Raw genomic sequence first — 20949 nt, 5'->3', positions numbered from 1 at the left:
AATGCTAGAAGTAAAAAATCTACACGCGAAAGTAGAAGACAAAGATATCCTGAAGGGCATCAATCTTTCGGTGAAAGCCGGTGAAGTGCATGCGATCATGGGACCAAACGGTTCCGGAAAATCAACGCTTTCGGCAGTAATTGCCGGGAACGAGCATTATGAAATGACCGAAGGCGAGATCATCCTCGACGGTGAAGACATTTCAGAATTGGCGCCGGAAGAGCGCGCTCACAGAGGCATTTTCCTGTCGTTTCAGTATCCGGTGGAAATCCCGGGCGTTTCGGTTACGAATTTTATGAAGACCGCGATCAACGAATCGAGAAAAGCGCAAGGTTTGGAGGAAATGCCAGCCAATGAGATGCTGAAATCGATCCGCGAAAAATCGGAACTTTTGGAGATCGACCGCAAATTCCTTTCGAGATCTTTGAACGAAGGTTTTTCGGGTGGAGAAAAAAAGAGAAACGAGATTTTTCAGATGGCGATGCTCGAGCCGAAACTCGCGATCCTTGACGAAACGGATTCCGGTCTTGACATCGATGCTTTGAGAATTGTCGCAAATGGCGTCAACAAACTCAAGTCTGAAAACAACGCAATTATTGTAATCACGCACTATCAGCGACTTTTGGATTACATCGTTCCTGATTTCGTACACGTTTTGTACCAAGGAAAAATCGTAAAATCGGGCGGAAAAGAATTGGCTTACGAACTTGAGGAAAAAGGGTACGATTGGATAAAATCGGAGAACTAAAATGGAGTTGAAAGAAAAATTAATATCGTCTTTCATGGCGTTCGAGGAGCAAATCGACACAGAAACTGCTTTGCACGACATCCGCACGACGGCACTCAAAAATTTCGAGGAGAAAGGCTTTCCGACCAAGAAATTGGAAGCTTGGAAATACACGTCCTTGAATTCGGTTTTGAAGAAAGATTTCACGGTTTTCCCAAAGACCGAATCGGCACTTGATTTCGCCGATGTCAAGAAATATTTCCTGCACGAGATCGACACTTACAAGATTGTTTTCATCGATGGTGTTTTTAGCTCGTTCCTGAGTTCGACAACTCACGACGGGCTCGATGTTTGTTTGATGTCGTCGGCCTTGACCAAACCGAAATACAAGATGATCATCGATGAGTATTTCAACAAGATCGCGTCGCAGGACGAAAGTTTGACGACTTTGAATACCGCTTTTGCCCGCGAAGGTGCGTTCATCAACATTCCGCGTTCGAAAGTCGCCGACAAGCCGATCGAGATCATGTATTTCTCGACCGGAAACGAAGCCGCTTTGATGGTTCAGCCGAGAAGTTTGGTGATTGCCGGCGAGAATTCTCACGTGCAGATTGTCGAGCGTCACCAAAGTCTGTCCGAAAACGCCGTTTTGACGAATGCCGTTACCGAAATTTATGCGAAAAAACGCGCTATCGTCGATTTCTACAAGCTTCAGAACGACAACGATTCGGCTTCACTGATTGACAATACTTATATTTCACAAAAGGAAATGAGTACCGTGAAAGTCCATACTTTTTCTTTTGGCGGAAACATTACGAGAAACAACCTGAATTTCTTCCACGAAGGCGAACACATCGACTCGACTCTGAAAGGAATCACGATCTTGGATGGCACGCAACACGTCGATCACCACACTTTGGTGCGTCACGCGACACCAAATTGCGAATCACACCAGAATTATAAAGGCATTTACGCCGACAAATCGACCGGAGTTTTCAACGGAAAGATCTACGTCGAGAAAGAAGCCCAAAAAACCGACGCTTTTCAGCAAAACAACAATGTGCTGCTTTCGGACAAAGCCACGATCAACGCCAAACCGCAACTCGAAATCTTCGCCGATGACGTGAAGTGTTCGCACGGTTGCACGATTGGGCAATTGGACGACAAGGCGATGTTTTACATGCAATCGCGAGGTATTCCGCAGAAAGAGGCGAAAGCGCTTTTGATGTACGCTTTCTCGAATGAGGTCATTGAAAGCATCAAGATTCCGGAGTTAAAGAATCGAATCAATAAATTGATTGCCTTGAAGTTAGGTGTCAATATGGGATTTGATTTGTAGTCTCGCGAAAAATAGTAATAGGAAGTCCGATTGAAAGTCGGGCTTTTTTTTGGCTGGAAGAAATCGGGGCTTGAACGTAATTTTTACTTTTTTCCGACCTCAAAAATACCACCACCACCCGCCCTAAATTTAGTGCGGTTCCGGATCAGTCAAGTACAGAAAATCTGTAAAAAATCTTAAATTTTGCAACCAAATCAGTACAAGTGCATCGGGAAACCGGCGCTTTCAATTCAAAGATAGTCCTCATATTCCAGAATCTTGCCCGTCAACCGATTTTCCAAATAAGAATTTCCACCGTCCTAGGCCAACAAAATTTCCTTCGCCTGACCATAATACAGCGAAATTTTGTCCGAATCCCAATGTTGAGGCGGACGTTGCAAATTCGTAATCCAATCGGCCAATTTGACTGCCCAAACTTCTTTCGGCTGAGATTTTATCCGATTCAAGCTGTCAGCGATAGGATTTTTCTGTGATTTATCTTTCGTAAGCGCTTTCACGCCATTTAAAACCGCATTTCCGAAGCGCTCGGCAATTTCTGACGCAGAAGCATCCGTGCCTTCCAAAACGTCGTGCAAAAGCGAGATTTGAATAGCGAAGTTGAGGTCAAAACCATTGGAATTTTGCGAAGCGACGATAATTTCCATGGCGACGTTACTCAAATGCACGACATAAGGCAAATCGCTCGACGGGATTTTTTGGTCGGAATGCTTCGCGGCCGCGAACTTCAATGCGGCTCGGTAAAGGGTCTGGAAGTCTTGCATCAGTTTTTTATAGGAATTAGAAATTTGTGGAAAACCACGCCTTTTCCATCGTCGAACCTGACCGACAAGTTCAGCGTATCAGACTGGATCAAAGCGCGATCCGGATTTATTCTCCAAGTTGAAAACCCTTTGTTGTCGCTGCTTTCGCGAGTTAATCCGATTGCGGAAAACGCCGTGGTTTTTGGATCGATATTCTCGGTTCGGAATTGCAGTGAACTCGTTTTTCCCCAAGTGAGATTCCTGCGCCCGTTGTCGATTGTCAGCGTTATTTTTTGGCTGTTTTTGGCATAAGTAAAAGTGTCGGTCTGCACGAAGGCCACGAGAACAAAAAGCAGTGTAATTAGTGGTTTCATGCTTGAATTGATTTTTGGATCGGATGCAAAACTGGTTTGGTTGACAAATGGTTGATTTTTTTTCGTTTTGACCAATTCCGTCACTTTACACTCGCAAGAATTTCCTTCAAAAACGTATCAAAATCGAACTTCTTGCCTTCGGTCAAACCCATTCTTACTATCACCAAATTTTTCGATGGAATGATGAAAATGCGTTGGCCTTGGAATCCGTTGGCCGAAAAGGTTTCACGTGGCACGTTTGGCAAAATTCCGCCGCGATTCAGCCAGAAATGTCCGCCGTATTTTCCTTCTGAACCTTTTGTTTCCGATGTTACGAAATCGAGCCATTTTTGGTCGAAAACCTGATCGCCGTACCAATTTCCTTTGTGCAGATAAAGCAATCCGAATTTCGCCCAATCGCGCGTCGTTGCCCAAGCATACGAAGATCCGACGAAATTTCCCGACATGTCAGACTCGACCAACATCGAATGCATCCCGATTCTATCGATCAAATCGGAATACCAAAAGTCGAGATATTCCTGATGCGTTTTGAACTGTTTGCGAAGCACTCCCGAAAGCAAATTGCTCGTTCCCGAGGAATAATTCCAGTGCTCGCTAGGCTTGAATTCGGGCTTTTTCCCGAGTTGGGCGCGCGTCATGTCTTTGGACAGAAACAGCATTTTAGTAACGTCCGAAATCGTTTCGTAATTTTCTTCCCATTCGAGCCCGCTGTTCATTCTGAGCAGGTTTTCTACGGTGATTTTTTTTCGGTCATCGGCTTGCCATTCGGGAATTTGCACGGGTTTTCGAATGTCGAATTTGCCTTGTTTTTCAAGAATACCGAACAACGTCGCCATCACGCTTTTCGTCATCGACCAACCTAGAATTTTGGAATCTTTCGAAAATCCGGGCGCGTATTTTTCGGCGATGATCTTGTCTTTGTAAATCACGATCACCGAACGCGAGCGCCGGATTTTCTCGTCGCCTTTATCGAATGCCGAAGCGACGACCGAGTTCAATTTTTTGTAGTCGATGTTCGGGAAAACCGTGTCTTTTTGATCTTCGCTTCCGACAGGAAATGGCGCTTTCAAAAATGTCGCCGGACGATTTGGCGTTTCGACGGGCGCGTTCAAATCGAATTTGTCGTCAATCAAAACCGATCCCAATCCTTGTCGCCAAACGGCTTTTCGAGGTTTGAGTCCAAAAACCGATGCCGTCACCGAATGCGATTGGTCGTCAATCTCGATGTTCGCCTGATTCACCAATGGAATGTCGTTGTCGTCCTGCATTATCGTTTCAAGTGACCGATTGTCGATAAACCTGCAACTGGCCGCATTTTTTGCCGCAAAACCTGAAATAAGGTCGAGTTTCGGATAATTCCAAAAGGCGATTATCGCCAGCAAAACGAAAAATGTCAATGGAATCCAGTAGCGTTTTTTCATGATTTATTCGTTTAGGAATTTTTTGACCGCTGCTCGATAATCGAAGTTTTTTTCCCGAATCGTGCGTTTGATCGTGTCGTATTTTCCGTTTTTCAAGGTTGTCCGCGTAACCAGAACGCTGTCGCCGCGAAAGCCGAAGTTGACCCGTAGCTTTTTGAGCAACACGAAATTGGTGTCCTTTGAACTGTGAATTTTATAGTCGTATTCGCCTCCGCCCGAGCTTTCAGAGATTATTCGTTTTCGTTTTTCGTCCCAAGTCGTCCCCATTCCGGAAGCGATGCCCGAAAGAGTTTCGCTGTGGATAAATTTCCCGTTGCGTTTGTCGAAGAGATAGAATTCCGAAATCACAGCGTTGCGATTTCCGATGTTTCCGAGGAAAAATGCCAGATCGTTCTGGTTGTCGAAATTGTAGTCGGCATACTCGAAATCAAGTTTTTTTTCGTTCGGAAACTCAAATTGATCCGACTGGAATTGTTGTAGATAGTTGCCTTTCTTGTCGAAGACCTTCACCGTCGTCAAGCCTTTTCGCTCGTGCGGATTCCAGTTTTGGACGTCAATCTCAAATATAAAATCACCTTTTTTGAGGCGTTTGTTCAGATGCGAAAGTTTCGGATTCATAGTCGAATCTACAATTCTGTTGAAATCTTTCTCTGGAATCGGTTGCAGATTTATGGAATCCGAAGCGACAAAAAATCCGTTTCCTTTTTTGATTCCCAAGTAATCGCCCGACGCGACTTTGTTGGACAGATCGATGCGCGTAAAAAATAGCGAATCATTTCTGAAAACACCGACAATGCTGTCTTTCTCCCGAAAATAAGCGCTGAACTTATAGCCGTGAATCGAGTCGTTTGTGCGGATGAAATGGTAATAGTCCCATTTTTGGTCGTGCAGGAAGAGATCGATCGGTTTTTTGTCGGCACAAGAAACCAAAAGACATAAGGGCAAAAGTAAAAACAGGGATTTTTTCATTCTTTTCGGTTGAGATGAAGTTAATGAATTTGTGTTGGACTGGATAAATCCGACCTGCTTTAATCCGAAAAATCCCACTTCCAAAATACAAATCGATTCGTCAGGCAACAAAATTTGCAATTCTCTCATTTTCAGTTTAATTCGTTGGGGATAAAATGAGCATTGTAGTATATTGGCCCAAACGACAAAGTAAAAAACATGAAAAAAATGATTCTCCTCGCGGCGCTGATCGCACTTTCGAGTTGTAAAAATGACGTAAAATCTGGCGAAAATGCGTCAAGCGAAGAACTGAATTCCGAAAACGCAGCTGTAGAAAGCGAAGGTTCGTCCGAAATCGTGACGCAACCGTTTTATGACGACAAAGGTCAACTCATGGCAACGGTCGAACTTCCGGCGAATTGGCATCTGAACAATAAAAAAGGCGGTCCGTCGATTTTTGGTCCCGGCGGAATTTCTGTTTTCGACATTCCGATGCGAAATTTCATGTACTCGAACGATCCTTATGTCGCGCAATCGTATGTCCAAAACGGCGGAAAACTTCGTCCATACTCATCGGCCGCCGATGTCGTAAAACAGGATTTGCTTCCGGTGGCGCAACGTGAAGGCTCGAAATTAATTTCAGTGACGCAGCTTCCAGATGTTGTCAAAGTCGATAAAAGCGTCAGTGATATGTTGTATAAAGTTGGCCCGATGAACCAGCAATTCGAAGCCGTTTTAAGCGAGTGGGAAGACAAGGACGGAAATCCATATGCGATCGTCGTGCACTTGAACGGAAGCCAAATAGGAAACACGATCATGTGGAATTACTACTGCAACGGACTTAACAGCCCGAAAGAACGGTACGATTCAGCCAAGCAAACTTTCGTAACCGCTTTGGAAAGCATGCGCTACAATCCCAGATATTTCGATGCCTACAACCAAAGTGAACAAAATAAAGCCAGCGCAAGTTGGGCCGCGCATCACCAAAGAATGCAATCGCGCCAACAGGCTTTCGATTCGCAACAGGCCGCGCACCGCGACAAATGGGAAGCGATCAACCAGTCGAGTATGGCCGCTTACAATTCGGCGAATGCTGCTTCTGACAAAAACCACAACCGTTTCCTGAACTACATAAAAGATCAGGAAACCGTGACAAATTCAGGCGATGGGAAGCGCTATCAGGTGGAAACAGGTTCGAACCAATATTACGTGAACGATCAAGGACAATACATTGGGACGAATGATCCGAATTACGATCCTAACCGCGATCAGAATGTGAATAACCAAACCTGGAACCAAGCGCAAAAATCCGATTGAAACATTTAACAAAAAGTACAGAAAATCTGTAATGTTGATGTGTTTTTATCTCCGAACTTGCAAGACCTAACAAATCTTGGAGATTTGTTAGGTCTTGCAAAACCCACAAATTGATGTGTTTTTTCAAATGCCGAGAAGCCGTTTAAATCGCATCTGAACCCAAAAACAACCTATATTTGGATAACGCCAAAACCCTCAAACGTGGATATCCAAAATGAAAAAGCCGCCGAAATCCTCTACCAGAAAGGGATTTTGAACCAAGACGAACTCGTCTCGATAAAAGCCTACAAATCGCTCGGGATTTTTTCGGTGCACCACGAATTGCTGCTATTCCTTTACATCGCGGTTTTGCTCGTCGTAAGCGCGTTGGGAATTTTGGTCTATGAGAACATCGACACCGTCGGGCACACGATCTTGATTGGCCTCACGCTTATTTCGGCGGCGGCTTGTTTCTATTTCAGTTTCAAAAAAGCACCGGCATTTTCTACCGAGGAAACCTTTTTCGAAAATCCTGTTTTCGATTACGTCGTACTGTTAGGAACGATGCTCACGGGCGTATTTTTCGGCTATCTGCAATTTCAGTACAATCCGTTGGGAAACACCTTCGCGCTGGCTTCGGCCTTGACGAGTTTGGTCGGATTTTTCGCCGCTTACAGATTCGACAATCGAAGTTCGCTTTCAATCGCCATCACGACTTTGTCGGCGACGATCGGGATTGCGATAACGCCGCGAGCCGTGATGGAACTTGACATTTTCGAGAATCTTCCGATGTTCGTTTCCGGAATCGCGCTCGGAATGCTGCTCGTCGTTTGGGGAGAAATCAGTCAGCGAAAAAACATCAAACGCCATTTCGCGCCGTTTTTCTTCGGGTTCGGACAACATCTTATAGGAATTTGCTGCATCGTCGGACTCATCCAGGATTATTGGCCGATTTTCCTCATTGTCATGGCGTTGGCGATGGTGTATTTCTTCCGAAAAAGCCATCAGCAAGAATCGACGGCACTTTTCGTGTTCACGATTTTGTACTCTTTTTTTGGTGCGAACATCGCGCTTATCCGACTCATAATTCTCACGGAATCTGACGAATTGGCGATAATGTCGGCTTATTTCGCGCCGTTTTTCTACATCGGTTCGATCGCGCTTTTCATAAAATCAATCCGAAAATTCAATCAGGAACACTAATGATAGCCTACGACAAAGAGTTGCTGGAAAACACTTTCGCAGTCGAGGCTGCCGAAGACCTAAGAGACGGAAAATTCATTTCGGACGAACAATACAAACTCGCCAAACAAAGTTTTGTCACGCTAAAAACCAATCGGAACATTTTCCTTAGAATCGCCTTCTTTCTACTTGGCGTTTTCTGTTATTCGGCCATGTCGGGCACTTTTGGGCTTATGTTCGCCTCGATGTTGGAGAATTTCGGATTCATGGCGTTTTGCCTTGCGATAATCGGTGCGATAGTTACCGAAGTCCTGTCGCGCGGCCAATATTTCGCCCACGGACTAGACGATGCGGCGATTTTGGGATGCCAGCTCTGGACGGGAATCGCATTCGGAATCACTACGGAATCACCAGCGATCGTGTGCCTTTCCGTGTCTATTGTCGCCGGAATATGCGCGCTGCGATATCTGCACACCTTGTCGGTTATCGTTTCTGTTGCCGCTTTCGTGGCGTTTATCGGAACGTTGACGTTCGATATGCACGTGATTTCGGAGATTTATCTGACGGTGATTTTATTCGTTTTCGCGATCGTTTTGTTTTTCATCCATCGAACATTAAAAACGAGAAAGAATGCGATTTTCTACAATTGGCCGCTTTTGGCTTTGGAATTTTCGAGTCTGGCCGTTGGTTATTTTTCGATGAATTATTTTGTTGTCAGAACTTTGGCCGAAGATCAAATGGGATTTCAGGTAACGCCGGCAAACGACATTCCGCTAGCGATTCTATTTTGGATTTTCACATTTGGCTTGCCGCCGATTTTCGTCTATTTCGCTATCAAAACGAAAAACCGACTGATGCTTTGGGTCGGGATTCTCACCTTGGCGTTCTCGATTTTCAGTTTCCGATATTATTACCACGTGCTTCCGACAGAATGGGCGTTGCTTTTGGGCGGATTGCTTGTGGGCGCGGCGAGTTTGTTTTGCATCCGAAAGTTGAAAGGACGCGAAACCGGAGTGACTTTCGAGAAAGACAGATTGCACGATTCGCGCGCATTGTCAGTGGCGCAAGCAGTGATCGTGAATTCGCACGCGATCCAAAACATCCCGACAAACGGCCCGATGGAATTCGGGGGCGGCGGATTCAGCGGCGGCGGAGCGGGCGAAAGTTTCTGATCATTCGATTTTCGAGAATGCGATATCTGAAACCGAACCTTCAGCGCTCACCAAAAGGCTTTGTATTTGGCCATGATGCGACAGGATTTCTCCTGATTATCCGATACCCGATTTTCCCGTTCAACGACATCAGCGAAACTTATCCGACCATTCCATTTTAAGATGTATTTATCGGTTTCATAACCAAACAAGCCGTAAATTTGCGCCAAATCGAAACCAAGATGTTTGACATCCAAAAAGTAAGAGCCGAATTTCCGATCCTGACCCAAAAAGTCAACGGGAAACCACTGGTTTACTTCGACAATGCCGCCACTTCGCAAAAGCCGCAAATCGTGCTCGATGCGATCTCGAACTATTACAGCGAAATCAACGCCAACATTCACCGAGGCGTTCACAAATTGAGCCAATTGGCAACCGACGCTTACGAACGATCGCGTGAAACGATCCGCCAACATATCAACGCCAAGCATACTTATGAGGTTTTGTTTACGGCCGGAACAACTCACGGCGTGAATCTGGTGGCCAATGGATTCGCTTCGATCTTGAAACCCGGAGACGAGATTTTGGTTTCGGCACTAGAACATCACAGCAATATCGTGCCTTGGCAAATGCTTTGCGAGAAAACGGGAGCGATTTTGAAAGTCATTCCGATGAATTTGGATGGCGAGTTGATTATCGACGAATACGTCAAATTGTTGTCCGAAAAAACGAAAATCGTTACCGTAAACCATATTTCGAATGCGCTTGGCATCGTGAATCCGATCAAGTTCTTGATCGACAAAGCTCACGAAGTTGGAGCCGCGGTTTTTATCGACGGAGCTCAGGCCGCGCCGCATCTGAAACCCGATGTTCAAGCACTCGATTGCGACTTTTACGCTTTTTCAGGACATAAGATTTGTGGTCCGACCGGCACCGGAATCTTGTACGGAAAAGAAGAATGGCTCGAAAAATTGCCACCGTATCAAGGCGGAGGCGAAATGATCAAGGAAGTGACTTTCGAGAAAACGACCTATGCCGGATTGCCGCACAAATTCGAGGCCGGAACGCCGAATATTTCGGGCGGAATCGTTTTGGGAACGGCGGTCGATTACCTAAACGGCATCGGATTTGAAAATATCCAAAAGCAGGAAAACGAACTCCTGGCTTACGGAACGCAGAAATTGCTTGAGATCGACGGGCTCAAAATCTTCGGGACGTCCAAAGACAAAACTTCCGTAATTTCGTTCAACCTCGACGGAATCCATCCGTATGACGTCGGGGCGATTACCGACAAGATGGGAATTGCCGTGAGAACCGGCCACCATTGCGCCCAACCGATCATGAATTTCTTCGGAATCCCTGGCACGGTTCGTGCATCTTTCGCGTTTTATAACACAAAAGACGAAATTGACGCTTTGGTCGCATCGGTCAAAAAAGCCCAATTGATGCTTGCTTAAAAACACCAGATTATGAAATTTATCTCGATGATTTTACTAGCGGTTTTCCTTGGAAAAGGATGCGATAGCCAACAGGAAAAAGACCTTGCCTCGGCCGTTGTCGAATACACGGCCAATACCAGAGGTTTTTTCTACAAGATTACGATCCAGGACAAACAGGTTTTGGTTTCAAGAGACAGAAATGGTTTCCAGAAGCCCGAATCGAAAGCGATTCCGGAAGCCGAATGGAAAGCCTTGGTCGCCGAATTCTCGAAAGTCGATCTGGACAAATTGTCGACGTTGAAAGCTCCGACCGAAAAGCGCTTTTACGACGGAGCGGCAATCGCGAACCTGAAAGTGACTTACAAAGAGAAAACTTACGAAACCACAGATTTCGACGATGGTTTCCCGCCGGCCGAGATCGCGACTTTGGTCAATAAAATCACCGCTTACAAGCCATCCAGAGAATGACGATAAAACAAATCCAGGACGAGATAGTTGACGAATTTTCAATGTTCGATGAGGAAAATTGGGACGAGCGCTACCAATATCTGATCGACCTTGGAAAGTCGCTTCCGCTGATCGACGACAAATACAAGACCGAGGACAATCTTATCAAAGGTTGCCAATCGAGGGTTTGGCTTCACGCCGATGAAAACGACGGAACAATCGATTTTACAGCCGATTCGGACGCGATAATCACAAAAGGTCTGATCGCGATTTTGATCCGCAGTTTTTCGGGCCAGAAGGCTTCGGATATTTTGGCATCGGATACGCAATTCATAGACGAAATCGGGCTGAAAGAACATCTTTCACCAACACGCGCCAACGGACTCGTGTCAATGATCAAACAAATAAAAATGTACGCGCTGGCATTCCAGTCGCAGCAATAATATGGAAACAGAAATCGATACAGCAGAATTGGGCGAAAAAATCGTCAAGTCGCTAAAAGGCATTTACGATCCCGAAATTCCCGTGGACATTTACGAACTCGGATTGGTTTACGACGTTATGGTAAGCACTGATTTCGAGGTGAAAATCCTTATGACGCTTACGTCTCCGAATTGTCCGGTGGCCGAAAGTCTGCCCAAGGAAGTCGAGGAGAAAATCGCCAAGATCGAAGGCATAAAATCGGCTGAGGTCGAGATTACTTTCGATCCGCCGTGGAGCAAGGATTTGATGAGCGAGGAAGCGAAGTTGGAACTCGGAATGTTGTGATGCAAGAGGAAGAAATTATCAACCGCGTCGCGAACAGCGCACTTGAAGTCTTTGATCTCGAAGATTATTATCCGAAAGGACAAAGGCTCGAAATCGATTTGTCGCAATGGCTTCTCGAAGGATTTTTGCTGCGCGAGAAAGACTTCCGCGAGAGCTTGAAAAATCACGATTGGACGCAATACCAAGACGCTTACGTAGCTGTTTTTTGCAGCACGGATGCGATTTTGCCGGCATGGGCGTCGGTTTTGGTCACGATGCATCTGGCCCCTTTTGCCAAGCGGATCGTTTCGGGTAAAATCGACGACATAAATTCGGCTTTGTACGAGGAAATCTTGTCCAAGCTTGATTATTCTGATTTTGCCGATAAACCCGTGATCATCAAAGGTTGCATGAAAAAACCGGTTCCGATGAGCGCTTACGTTCTGGCTGCACAAAAGCTTCAGCCCGTGGCGAAAAGCATCATGTATGGCGAGGCTTGTTCGGCTGTTCCGCTTTACAAACGACGATAAAATCCTACGTAACCCGTTTTGAAACTTTATATTTGTGTCATAACCTAAAATGAGACGAATATGAGAAACAAAGTTTTGTGCGCGTTTTTGTTTTTGAGCGCATTCGGACTTCAAGCCCAGGATTCGACGGCCGTCACGACCGACACGATCAGTCCGTGGACAGCCAAAGGGAACGCATCCTTCCTGTTCAACCAATCGACTTTTGACAATTGGGTTGCCGGAGGTGAAAACAACATTTCGGGTAACATCGGTGTCAATTATGACGTCAATTACAAGAAAGATGAGTGGAGTTGGGACAACAAATTCATCGCTTCTTACGGATTGGTGAAAACCAAAACCAGTTCGTTCGCCAAGAAAACAGACGACAGGCTCGAGATCAATTCGTTGCTGGGAAAACAGTTCACCGAAGTTTGGCATTACTCGTTTTTCCTGAACTTCAGGACGCAATTCACCAAAGGTTACAAATATGACAAGGACGCGAACGGCGTCGAGATTCGCGAAGAATACACTGATTTCATGTCGCCGGGATATTTGTCATTCGGACCCGGAATCGCCTGGAAAAAGCGCGACGATTTCAAGTTCAATTTCTCTCCGGTGGCTTCAAAACTAACTTTCGTCGATGCCGGACGAACGCTTCCAAACGAGGAATATTTTGGCGTGGCCGAAGGAAAAAGTGTCAGATACGAATTTGGAGCGAACCTTTCCGGAATGTACAAATTCGTGTTGCTAGCCAACGTTTCAGTAGAAAATATCCTGAATTTGTACACGAATTATCTCGAAGATCCGCAAAACGTCGATTTGGATTACCAACTGAACGTCGTGCTCAAAGTCAACAAATGGCTTACTACAAACATCATGTTCCAGACGATTTATGACGATAACGCTTTCCGCGGATTCCAGATCAGACAAGTCTTTGGAGTCGCGATCAACTACGGATTCTAACGAAACTTATCTTAAAACAAAAAGCCTCTCGTTACTGAGAGGCTTTTTTTATTTGTCTTCTGGCGCTTCCTTGAAATCAGGATAAAGGAAATTGTTGTAAGGAAATCTCGAGATATGGATCTTGCGCACGGCTTCGTAAACGATCTCCCGAAATTGCTCGAAATTCTCCTTGTTCGTAGCCGATATGAAAATCGCGTTCTTGTCGCCCAAATCGTTCATCCAAGTCGATTTCCATTCGTTTAATGTGTAATGGCGCTTGGTTTTCTCTGTGATCAGATCGTCTTCTTCGATCGTCAGGTGTTTGTAAGCGTCGATTTTGTTGAAAACCATGATCGTCGGTTTGTCGTCGCTCTTGATTTCCTTTAGGATTTGGTTGACCGATGCGATGTGATCCTCAAAATCAGAATGTGAAATGTCGACTACATGCAGCAAAAGGTCGGCTTCTCGCACTTCGTCCAACGTACTTTTGAACGATTCTACCAATTGTGTAGGAAGTTTTCTGATGAATCCGACGGTATCCGAAAGCAAAAACGGCAAGTTCCGAACCACGACTTTTCTAACCGTCGTGTCAAGCGTGGCGAAAAGTTTGTTCTCGACAAAAACGTCGCTCTTTCCGATGGCGTTCATCAAAGTCGATTTCCCGACGTTCGTGTATCCGACCAAAGCCACGCGAACCATTGCGCCGCGGTTTCCTCTTTGCACCGACATCTGTTTGTCGATCACCTTGATTTTCTCTTTCAGAAGCGCGATTCGGTCGCGAACGATCCGTCTGTCTGTCTCGATTTCGGTTTCACCCGGTCCGCGCATCCCGATTCCACCTTTTTGGCGTTCCAAGTGCGTCCACATTCCCGAAAGTCTCGGAAGCAAATATTGGCATTGGGCGAGTTCGACCTGCGTTCTTGCGTAAGAGGTTTGCGCTCTTTGGGCGAAAATGTCGAGGATGAGGTTTGTCCTGTCCAAGACTTTGCAGTTCAATATCTTGGAAATGTTCTTTTGTTGGGAAGGCGAAAGTTCGTCGTCGAAAATTACAGTGCTTACTTTAAATTCGATTATGTATTCCCTGATTTCCTCCATTTTTCCGGTTCCGAGGAATGTCTTCGGATTCGGCTTCTCCATTTTCTGGGAAAAGCGTTTGACGACAGTTCCGCCAGCTGTAAATGTCAGGAATTCGAGCTCGTCGAGGTATTCGGTGAGTTTGTCTTCGGGCTGGTTTTGGGTAACAATCCCGACGATGACCGTCTTTTCTATATCTAATGTTTGTTTTTCTAGCATCTGAAAAAATTATTTGCAAAAATAAGCATTAAATTCATACAAAAAATGCGGTGCAAGGCCTATTCTAAAAGGGTTTTTTGAGAAATTTTAGCGAAAATGAGCGAAACTCTGCTTTTTCCAAATTTTTAGTTAAATTTACGCCTCAAGCTACTAACAATTTCTAACAACCAAATTTCAACTCCATGAAAAAAATTACTTTTTTTCTTGTGCTGCTTCTATTGGGGTTCACGGGATTTTCACAAATCCATGAGACTTTCGATGACGCCAGTGTAACGGCTCCTACCGCTTTAGGGCCGTGGACGCTTCCTAGCGGGGCGTGGCGGATTGCAGACAACGGCGTAGGTACAACCAACTGGACAATCAGTTCCACATCGGTTTATCCGGCCTATTCCAATCCGAATGCGGCTTACATCAACCGACAAAACATCGGTGCGGGAAATGTTTCCCAGGATTACTTGATTTCACCGGCTTTTCCGTTGCCGGCAAACCCACAGATGCGCTTCCAAAGCCGGACGACGCTTGCGGGTTTCCAAAATACGGTATTTGAGGTAAGAGCAGCATTGGGAACTTCCGATCCGACGAACCTCGCCAACTTCACTTATTTGTTGGGAACCTGGAATGACGATGTCATAAACAGTGTTTTCGATCAATATGAACAAAAAGTGATCGATCTTCCTGACTTTGGAGGCGCGACAACCATTTACATCGCTTTCGTCAAAATCACTACCCAAACCGGAGCTGCCCAAACTGGTGAGCGCTGGTTGGTTGACGATGTGCACGTAGACCAGAAATGTAACGATTCTGAAGTGGAAACTTTGGACTCATCCGCTTCGACGGCCTCCAGCATTACGCTTGACTGGGATGCCGCCGGAAACAATCAATGGGAAGTGCTTGTGCTTCCTGCCGGTGTTCCTCTGGCAAATGCCGGAACGCCTATCGTGGTAAACGGATTGCCAACAGTTACTGTCACGTCAACTACCGAGACAGTTCCAGCGCCTTTTACCGCTTTGACTTGTTATGTTTATTATGTACGATCGATTTGTTTCTTCCCAGGAGAATGGGTCGGACCATCAGATCCTGTCTGTACGCAAGCTTTGCCACCAGTTTGTGGCGGAAATTACGTAGATAGCGGCGGTGTCGATGGCAACTATTCAAACAACGAATCTTCAACGATAACGATCTGTCCGCAAAACGCGGGCGATGTCGTTACGGTAACTTTCACGGCTTTCAGCGTCGAGAGCAATTGGGACGGAATGTATGTTTACGACGGAAACGGAACGAATGATCCGTTGATCCCGAGTACAAACGGTCCGGGTAACGGAGACCTTACGACACCCGGAGCTTATTGGGGCAACTCGATTCCAGGCCCGTTCGAATCTTCGAGCGCCGACGGATGTTTGACTTTCCAATTCATCAGTGACGGATTCCAGAACCAAGCCGGATGGGCGGCGAACGTGACATGCGGGCCTGCGCCAACTTGTCCGAAACCGACTGCGCTTACAGGATTGTCGGCTACCGACCAATCGGTTACTTTGTCTTGGACGCCGGTTGGACCTGGAACTACTTTCGAAGTATTGGCTTTGCCTACAGGTTCGCCTGCTCCGGGCGCCAATGCGACAGGAATCCAGACGACGAGTACGACTTTTACTTATCCCGGATTGGCTTCCGCGACTTGTTTCGACTTTTATGTTCGAACACGTTGCAGCGATACCGATATAAGTTCGTGGTCGTTCAAAATCACTTATTGTACGCAAATCACTCCACCTGTTTGTGGCGGCGTGTTCACCGATACTGGCGGACCAAATGCCAATTATCCGAACAACTCAAACTCTGTTGTTTCGATCTGTCCGCAAACACCTGGCGAAATCGTTACTGTGACTTTTACGTCTTTCAGTGTCGAAAGCACTTGGGACGGACTTTACATCCACGACGGAGATTCCTTGAACGACCCGTTGATTCCAAGCAACAACGGTCCTGGAAATAACGGAAACCTTTCTACGCCGGGTGCGTATTGGGGAACGGCTAACCCGGGAACATTCGAAGCATCGAGTGCCGACGGTTGTCTTACTTTCCAATTTTTCAGCGACGGCTTCGGAAACGAACCGGGATGGTCAGCGACTGTGAACTGCGGGCCACCGCCAACTTGTCCTAAGCCAACTGCGGTTACTTTGGGAACTCCTACGGCTACCGAAATTCCAGTGAGCTGGACTGCGGTTGGACCTGCAACGACCTGGCATGTTTATGCCGTTCCTTGCGGATCGACGCCTCCATCTGCGACCGATCCTGACTTTGTCACTGCAAACGCGACTTCGGTTACTTTGACAAACCTTGATTCTGCAACTTGCTACGACATTTACGTTTTCGCGATTTGTTCTCCAACTGACGTAAGCTCACCTGCGGGACCAAGAACGGCTACGACTTTGGTTGCGCCTCCTGTTTGCGGTGGCTTCTTCATCGATCAAGGCGGACCTGCGAACTATCCGAACCAATCGAACTCTGTGGTTACGATCTGTCCTGAAAACACGGGAGATCAGGTTACGGTAACCTTCACGATGTTCAACACCGAGGAAAACTGGGACGGAATCTACGTTTTTGACGGAGACAGCGTCAACTCGCCAATGATAGCAAGTGACAACCCGGCAGGTTTCGGACCTTTGACGGAACCCGGAGCTTATTGGGGCAATACGATCCCTGGTCCGTTCACATCATCGGCGGCCAACGGATGTTTGACTTTCTGGTTCCTGAGCGACTTCTCTTTCAACGAAGAAGGTTGGTTGGCCAATGTTGCTTGTCTTCCTCCGCCAACTTGTCCTAAACCTACAGCCGTCACTATCGCTGACACATCCGCTACGACGGTAACCGTAAGCTGGACAGAAGTCGGATCGGCTACACAATGGCACGTTTTGGTATTGCCGGCTACAGCTCCGGTTCCGGACGCGAATACGCCAGGATGGGAAGTTGCCAATGCAACGACTTATACTTACGGAAATATTACTCCGCTCACTGCGGCGACACAATACAAGGTTTACGTTCGCGCTTTCTGTAGTGCCGATGACATCAGCCTTTGGTCGAACCCGAAATCATTCTCTACCGCACCTGAAAACGACGAGTGTACGGCTGCTGTCGTAGTTCCGGTGAATCCGGGTGTTCCTTGCGTCGATTCTGTTTCCGGAACTTTGATTGGAGCAACTGGTTCTACTCAGGCGAATACCTGTACGGGAACGGCTGACGACGACGTTTGGTTCCAGTTCACGGCTTTGACCACGGCTCAGGCGATTACTTTGAGCAATATCCAAGGAAATGCTTTCAGCCTAAATATGGCTGTTTACCAAGGCGATTGCGCCGGAGGACTTACTTTGGTTGAATGTTCGGAAACTTTCACCGATCAAATGACGGTCAGTCCGCTTGTTCCGAACCAAATTTATTACGTCAGGGTTTGGACAGAAACTGCAACGCCAAATCAGAATTCGACTTTCGATTTGTGCATCACTACAGTTCCACCGCCAATCTACACCAGTATCACAGATTACACGATCGAGGAATTGGTGACTGACATCTTGATCAATTCAGATTGCGCCAGCGTGACGAACATCACTTATTCTACCGGAACGAATTTCGGTTCGACTCCAGGCATCGGATACTTTGGCCAAAACGGCTCGTCGTTCCCGTTCCAGGAAGGTTTGATCATGACGACCGGACATGTTTTGAATGCACCAGGTCCGAACTTGAATGTTCTGGACGACGGAAATGCAGAAATGGACACGTGGGGCGGCGACGACGACTTGGAGAATATCGTTTTTCAAGGAACCGGCCAAACGATGATTTCCTACAACGCATCGATATTGGAATTTGACTTTATTCCGATTACTCCGACAATCAGTTTCAACTTTTTGTTCGCCTCAGAAGAATACGGGATTTTCCAGTGCGATTACTCGGATGCATTTGCGTTCTTGTTGACCGACACTGCTACGAACACAACGACCAATTTGGCGGTGATTCCAAGCACGAACACGCCGGTTTCTGTAATCACGATTCGCGATACTGCTTATAACGGTGGTTGCGGTTCGGTGAATCCTCAGTATTTTGATGAATATTATTTATTGCCGGAAGGTGCCGATCCACTTTCGGCTCCAATAAACTACAATGGTGTAACGGTTCCTTTGACCGCCACATCGACTGTTACGCCGGGTACGCAATACCATATCAAATTGGTTATCGCGGATCGACTTGACGGTAATTATGATTCGGCAGTTTTCCTTCAAGGTGGAAGTTTCAACATCGGAGACATCCAGTTGGGACAAGATTTCCTTGAGGCAGATGGAACGGCGCTTTGTTCAGGTTCGTCATTCGTGCTTGACAGCGGACTCGATCCGACACTTTACACTTTCCAATGGACGCAAGACGGAGAAATCATTCCTGGTGCTACCGGTGCGACGATTACCGTTACGGAATCTGGAGATTACGGCGCAACTGCTACTTACAACAACTCGACTTGTAGCGCGACAGATTCGGTTACCATCGAATTCTATCCGCCATTGCAGCCGGGCACACCACAAAATCTCGTGGCATGTAACAGTACTGGTTTTGCACAATTCACTTTGAGCGATGCCGATGCGCCTATTCTTGGAGGATTGAACCCTGCGATTTACAGCGTGACTTACTATTTCTCTGAAGCCGATGCAAATGGACAAGTAAATCCACTTCCGAACATTTACACAAATGTTGTGCAGTACGACCAGACAATTTGGGCTAATCTTCACACGCCATCCGGATGTTTCGCGGTCGTATCGCTGCATTTGATCGTTCAGGATTTGGCGCCTGTATTTACGGTTACACCAGATTTCTCGATGTGCGCTGGCGCTGCGGGAACAATTACTGTAACTCCTGGAAACTTCGATCCTGCAAGTGTGACTTATTCTTGGACTTTGGGTGCAGATCCACTTCCAGATACGACTCAAACGATAAGCGTGACGCAAGCCGGAACTTACACCGTTACGGTCAATAATGCCGGATGTACGGGTTCAGCTTCTACGGTTGTCACTTTGACGCCTGGGCCGGTTGCTCCGCCAGATGTCACGGTTTGTGATTCTTACATTCTTCCGACTTTGCCTTCTGCGGGTAATTATTTCACCCAATCGGGCGGACTCGGAACGCCTTTGTTTGCGGGCGATGTCGTGAATCAGACACAGACGATCTATGTGTATTCGGCAAGTTGTCCGAATGAAGACAGTTTTGTGGTTACAATCACGACTTTGTCTGCTTTTGTTCCGACGATAACTGACGGATGTTCTCAATACGTCCTTCCAGATCCGGGAACGAACAACACTTACTACACAGCTCCGGGCGGACCGACTGGCGGTGGAACGGTATTGAACGCCGGTGACGTGATCACTCAGGACGGAACGATCGTATACGTTTATGCCAACGACGGAATTTGTACAGCTGAAAGCAATTTTACGGTGACAATCGGAAACATCACGGCCATCACGATGCCAGATGTAACCAACTGCGGACCGTATACATTGCCTGCTTTGCCTGCAAACCACACTTACAATACAGCATCTGATTGTTCAGGAACCGTTTTGGCGCCTGGAAGTACAATCAATGCGACACAAATTGTTTATGTATGTGCGGTTTTGGGTACTTGTTCAGATACGTCAGAGTTCTTGGTAACGATTTACGACCAACCGACTGTCGGTACATTCCAGCCAGTCGTTGAATGTAATAGTTACACACTTCCGACGTTGACTTCTGGCGGTTACTTCTCCCAAACAGGAGGTGTGGACCCGATCACGAATCTCACGCTCGGCGTAGGAACTTACACGGTATATGTTTACGTTGCTCCGGTTGCCGGCTCACCATGTACGGCTGTCGAGACCAGTTTCACTGTTGCCGTTTCGGCTACGCCTACGGCAGATGTTTTACCAGATGTCACGAATTGTGAAGGAGTTTGCTTTACGCTTCCTGCACTGACTCCGGGCAATACTTACTGGTCAAACGGAACGCAGTTGAACGCTGGCGATCAAGTTTGTCAAACGAGTACTATCACGATCCGTGCGGTATCTCCTGACAACGCTCAATGTTTCACGGAATCCACTTTCACGGTAACGGTCGGTGACGCGCCACAGTTCACGATCGATGGCGGCTGCCAGAACAACGTGTACGTGCTTACGGCCACTGCTGTGAACTACGACGCTGCTACGGCGTCCTACGCATGGTCGACGACCGACGGCCAGATCGTCTCTGGCGGCTCGACTGCCTCGGCGACGGTCTCCGGCGCTGGCACCTACACCCTTACGGTTACGGTCTCGGGCTGCGACGGCAGTGCGCCTTTCGTGGCTGCCACGACGAGCTGCACGATCCAGAAGGGCATCTCGGCCAACAACGACGGTGT

Annotated in this window: 17 protein-coding genes; 12 read left to right on the top strand and 5 right to left on the bottom strand. The window is 46.8% G+C overall.

All coding sequences use genetic code 11. From position 1 onward, the window contains the following. Nucleotide 1: 1 nt before the first annotated feature. Together sufC and sufD are read left to right on the top strand one after the other, a co-directional pair. The gene (gene sufC / locus EOO49_RS07690) at nucleotides 2–748 is read left to right on the top strand and encodes a Fe-S cluster assembly ATPase SufC (protein WP_290844345.1); all 747 of its coding nucleotides are present in this window, start codon (nucleotides 2–4) and stop codon (nucleotides 746–748) included. Nucleotide 749: 1 nt separating this feature from the next. After that, nucleotides 750–2066: a Fe-S cluster assembly protein SufD gene (sufD, locus tag EOO49_RS07685; protein WP_290844344.1), complete on the top strand. Its 1317-nt coding sequence runs from the start codon at nucleotides 750–752 to the stop codon at nucleotides 2064–2066. Nucleotides 2067–2365: 299 nt separating this feature from the next. Here the strand turns inward: sufD and EOO49_RS07680 are convergent, their stop codons facing one another. The 4 genes from EOO49_RS07680 to EOO49_RS07665 all read right to left on the bottom strand — a co-directional run bounded on the left by EOO49_RS07680 (nucleotide 2366) and on the right by EOO49_RS07665 (nucleotide 5570). Next, nucleotides 2366–2827: a bifunctional (p)ppGpp synthetase/guanosine-3',5'-bis(diphosphate) 3'-pyrophosphohydrolase gene (locus tag EOO49_RS07680; RefSeq protein ID WP_290844343.1), complete on the bottom strand. Its 462-nt coding sequence runs from the start codon at nucleotides 2825–2827 to the stop codon at nucleotides 2366–2368. Further along, nucleotides 2827–3180, bottom strand: a complete 354-nt coding sequence (locus EOO49_RS07675) for a hypothetical protein (RefSeq protein WP_290844341.1) — start codon at nucleotides 3178–3180, stop codon at nucleotides 2827–2829. Before EOO49_RS07675 ends, EOO49_RS07680 begins: the two co-directional genes overlap by 1 nt. 80 nt (nucleotides 3181–3260) lie before the next feature. Next, entirely contained in the window at nucleotides 3261–4601 is a 1341-nt protein-coding gene (locus tag EOO49_RS07670) for a serine hydrolase (RefSeq protein ID WP_290844340.1), read from the bottom strand. Between the two features lie 3 nt (nucleotides 4602–4604). Beyond that, nucleotides 4605–5570: a hypothetical protein gene (locus EOO49_RS07665; protein WP_290844338.1), complete on the bottom strand. Its 966-nt coding sequence runs from the start codon at nucleotides 5568–5570 to the stop codon at nucleotides 4605–4607. Between the two features lie 198 nt (nucleotides 5571–5768). Here EOO49_RS07665 and EOO49_RS07660 point away from each other — a divergent pair, with 198 nt between their 5' ends. The 9 genes from EOO49_RS07660 (at nucleotide 5769) to EOO49_RS07620 (ending at nucleotide 13283) form a co-directional block, all read left to right on the top strand. Further along, a complete protein-coding gene (locus tag EOO49_RS07660) occupies nucleotides 5769–6866 on the top strand; it encodes a hypothetical protein (RefSeq protein WP_290844336.1) in 1098 nt (365 codons plus the stop codon). 201 nt (nucleotides 6867–7067) lie between these two features. Beyond that, entirely contained in the window at nucleotides 7068–8048 is a 981-nt protein-coding gene (locus EOO49_RS07655) for a DUF2157 domain-containing protein (protein ID WP_290844334.1), read from the top strand. Next, nucleotides 8048–9199, top strand: coding sequence for a hypothetical protein (locus EOO49_RS07650; protein WP_290844332.1), 1152 nt, complete (start codon nucleotides 8048–8050; stop codon nucleotides 9197–9199). The genes EOO49_RS07655 and EOO49_RS07650 overlap by 1 nt, the downstream gene beginning before the upstream one ends. 221 nt (nucleotides 9200–9420) lie before the next feature. Further along, nucleotides 9421–10635 (top strand): cysteine desulfurase, encoded by a 1215-nt coding sequence (locus EOO49_RS07645; protein WP_290844330.1) that lies wholly within the window; start codon nucleotides 9421–9423, stop codon nucleotides 10633–10635. Nucleotides 10636–10647: 12 nt separating this feature from the next. Then, a complete protein-coding gene (locus EOO49_RS07640) occupies nucleotides 10648–11085 on the top strand; it encodes a hypothetical protein (RefSeq protein WP_290844328.1) in 438 nt (145 codons plus the stop codon). Next, nucleotides 11082–11507 (top strand): SufE family protein, encoded by a 426-nt coding sequence (locus EOO49_RS07635; protein ID WP_290844326.1) that lies wholly within the window; start codon nucleotides 11082–11084, stop codon nucleotides 11505–11507. Before EOO49_RS07640 ends, EOO49_RS07635 begins: the two co-directional genes overlap by 4 nt. Nucleotide 11508: 1 nt before the next feature. Continuing rightward, entirely contained in the window at nucleotides 11509–11832 is a 324-nt protein-coding gene (locus EOO49_RS07630; protein ID WP_290844324.1) for an SUF system Fe-S cluster assembly protein, read from the top strand. After that, complete coding sequence (locus EOO49_RS07625; RefSeq protein WP_290844322.1) at nucleotides 11832–12341, top strand: DUF2480 family protein; 510 nt, start codon at nucleotides 11832–11834, stop codon at nucleotides 12339–12341. The genes EOO49_RS07630 and EOO49_RS07625 overlap by 1 nt, the downstream gene beginning before the upstream one ends. Nucleotides 12342–12401: 60 nt before the next feature. Then, on the top strand, nucleotides 12402–13283 hold the full coding sequence (locus EOO49_RS07620; protein ID WP_290844320.1) for a DUF3078 domain-containing protein: 882 nt from the start codon (nucleotides 12402–12404) through the stop codon (nucleotides 13281–13283). A 48-nt stretch (nucleotides 13284–13331) separates the two neighbouring features. Here the strand turns inward: EOO49_RS07620 and hflX are convergent, their stop codons facing one another. Beyond that, nucleotides 13332–14555: a GTPase HflX gene (gene hflX / locus EOO49_RS07615; protein ID WP_290844318.1), complete on the bottom strand. Its 1224-nt coding sequence runs from the start codon at nucleotides 14553–14555 to the stop codon at nucleotides 13332–13334. A gap of 182 nt (nucleotides 14556–14737) precedes the next feature. Here hflX and EOO49_RS07610 point away from each other — a divergent pair. Beyond that, the coding region (locus EOO49_RS07610) for a choice-of-anchor L domain-containing protein (RefSeq protein WP_290844316.1) at nucleotides 14738–20949 on the top strand (6212 nt) is incomplete at its 3' end.

The sequence above is a fragment of the Flavobacterium sp. genome (assembly GCF_004295795.1).
Classification (GTDB): domain Bacteria; phylum Bacteroidota; class Bacteroidia; order Flavobacteriales; family Flavobacteriaceae; genus Flavobacterium.
This window is presented reverse-complemented; position numbering and strand designations above follow the sequence as displayed.